This window comes from Variovorax sp. P4_D9 (assembly GCF_056401695.1).
Window position 1 is genome coordinate 1 of record NZ_JBFUIU010001121.1, and the last position, 2340, is coordinate 2340.

Below are 2340 nucleotides of genomic sequence, written 5' to 3' on the forward strand. Positions count from 1 at the left end.
GCCGAAGATCGTCTGACCCAACCCATCGAGGAAGTACGCGATGCCTAGCGTCGCCATCAACAGCGTGACGCCTTCCTGATTCACCAGATGCCGCAAGGCCAGGCGCTCGATGCTCCAGGCGACGGCAACCATCACCGCCATGGCAGCGAAGAAGGCCAGCAGATTCTCCAGGAGCTGGCTCTCGAAGCCGAACCAAAGCGGGAACCAGCTTGCGAAGCGGGCCATGGCAAGCGCCGCGAAAAGCACCATCGCTCCCTGGGAGAAATTGAAGACGCCCGAGGCCTTGTAGATCAACACGAACCCGATGGCGATCAGCGAATACAACATGCCGGCCATCAATCCCCCGATGACCGTTTCAAGAAAGAATGCCATCTCAGTCCCTAGTGTTGTGTGCCGAGGTAGGCTCGGATCACGTCTTCGTTCGCCATCACTTCGTCCGGCGCGCCATCGCCGATCTTCTTGCCGTAGTCCAGCACGACGACCCGGTCGCTGATGTCCATCACGACGCTCATGTCATGCTCGATCAGCACAACCGTCACCCCGAGTTCCTGGTTCACCTCGAGAATGAATCGGCACATGTCCTGCTTTTCCTCGACATTCATCCCGGCCATTGGCTCGTCGAGCAGGAGCACCTTGGGCTCCATCGCCAGCGCGCGTCCGAGGTCGACTCGCTTTTGCAGGCCATAAGGCAGCTTGCCGACGGGCGTCTTGCGATAGGGCTGAATCTCCAGGAAATCGATGATTTCCTCGACCTTGGCCCGATGCGCTAGCTCTTCTTTTTGAGCGGGGCCCCACCGCAACGCCTGCAGAAGGGGGTTGACCTTCATCTTGAGGTTGCGACCAGTCATCAAGTTGTCGAGGACGCTCATGCCCTTGAACAGGGCCAGGTTCTGGAACGTGCGTGCAATGCCCATCTCGGCTACTTGACGCGAGTTCATGTGTTTGAAGGTCTGCCCCTGAAAAGAGATCGATCCTTCCTGAGGCTGGTAGACACCATTGATGCAGTTCAGCATCGAGCTCTTGCCAGCACCGTTGGGGCCGATGATCGAGCGGACCTCGTGGGCTCGAACATCGAAGCTGATGTCGGTGAGCGCCTTGACGCCGCCAAACCTCAGGGTAATGTTCCTGACGTCCAAGAGCGTCGAGTTGGCGGACGATGCTTGGTGCTCAGCCGTGACCTGGCCCTGCGGGCGAGACACTTTCCCGTCGCTATCCTCCTCGCGCTCCTGTCGGCTTGTGGTCGCCAGCGAAGGGCTCTCTATGGCTGTCAGCACACTGTCTCCTAGATGGTTTAGCCGAGATTCAAGCCGCGCGTTCAAGCAGCTCGCCTCAGGTTCGCGAACGTTTTCGCATCGTGGATGGCCAGCGTCGCTGCCGCGACGCCCTTGCGGCCGTCTTCGAAGCTGATTTCGGTTTCAACGTATTGCTCCGTCGCGCCGCTAAAAAGCGCTTCCACCAGGACTTGATAGCGATCAGCAATGATTCCTCTGCGCACTTTGCGTGTGCGCGTCAGCTCTCCATCGTCCGCGTCCAGTTCCTTGTGGAGTACGAGGAAGCGACTGATTTGATTGCCAGCCACAAGTTCGTCTAGAGCAAGCTCGGCATTCGCCGATTCGACGCTGCGTTGAATCAACTCTGCCACCGCGGGCTTCTGCGCGAGGTCGGTATACCCCGAGTAGGCGAGGTTCCGGCGCTCCGCCCAGCTACCGATGGCTTCGAAGTCGATATTGATGAAGGCGCATACCCGGTCCCTGGCATGACCGAAGGCAACGACTTCTTTGATGTAAGGTGAAAACTTCAGCTTGTTCTCGACAAACTTTGGTGCAAAGGTCGAGCCGTCGTAGAGCCCCCCGGCTAGTCGCCCCACGTCCTTGAGCCGGTCGACAATCCGGACGTGGCCGTCTGTATCAATCAGTGCGGCATCGCCCGTGTGGTACCAGCCATCGGCATCGAGCACCTCGCGGGTGGCTTGTAGATTCTGGTAGTACTCCCTGAGCGATCCAGGCGACTTCACGAGCAATTCGCCAGCTTCAGAAACCCTGATCTCGACACCGGGTGCTGGAACTCCGACGGTCTCTGGCTTGACATTGGCGTCGGGTTGGAGACAGACGAAAACGGCGGTCTCGGTTGTGCCGTAGAGCTGCTTGAGATTGATACCGATTGAGCGAAAGAACTTGAGTAGATCCGGACCGATCGCCTCGCCCGCTGTGTACRCAACTCTGATCCGACTCATGCCCAGCTGTGCACGCATGGGGCGATAGAAGAGCGCGTTGCCGATGGCATATTGCAAGCGCTCGATGACGCTCACAGACCTTCCTGCGATAACGCTCCCCCCTACGC

The 2340-nt window shown here is 58.7% G+C and carries 3 protein-coding genes; all 3 read right to left on the reverse strand.

Annotated features, from left to right (window positions below; genetic code table 11):
- Window positions 1-372: ABC transporter permease subunit (locus tag AC1DY5_RS51800; RefSeq protein WP_478122039.1), on the reverse strand; the 372-nt coding region annotated here is incomplete at its 3' end.
- Window positions 373-380: 8 nt separating this feature from the next.
- On the reverse strand, window positions 381-1136 hold the full coding sequence (locus AC1DY5_RS51805) for an ABC transporter ATP-binding protein (protein WP_478122041.1): 756 nt from the start codon (window positions 1134-1136) through the stop codon (window positions 381-383).
- Between the two features lie 179 nt (window positions 1137-1315).
- A partial coding sequence (locus AC1DY5_RS51810; RefSeq protein ID WP_478122040.1) for an AMP-binding protein occupies window positions 1316-2340 on the reverse strand: 1025 nt, incomplete at its 5' end.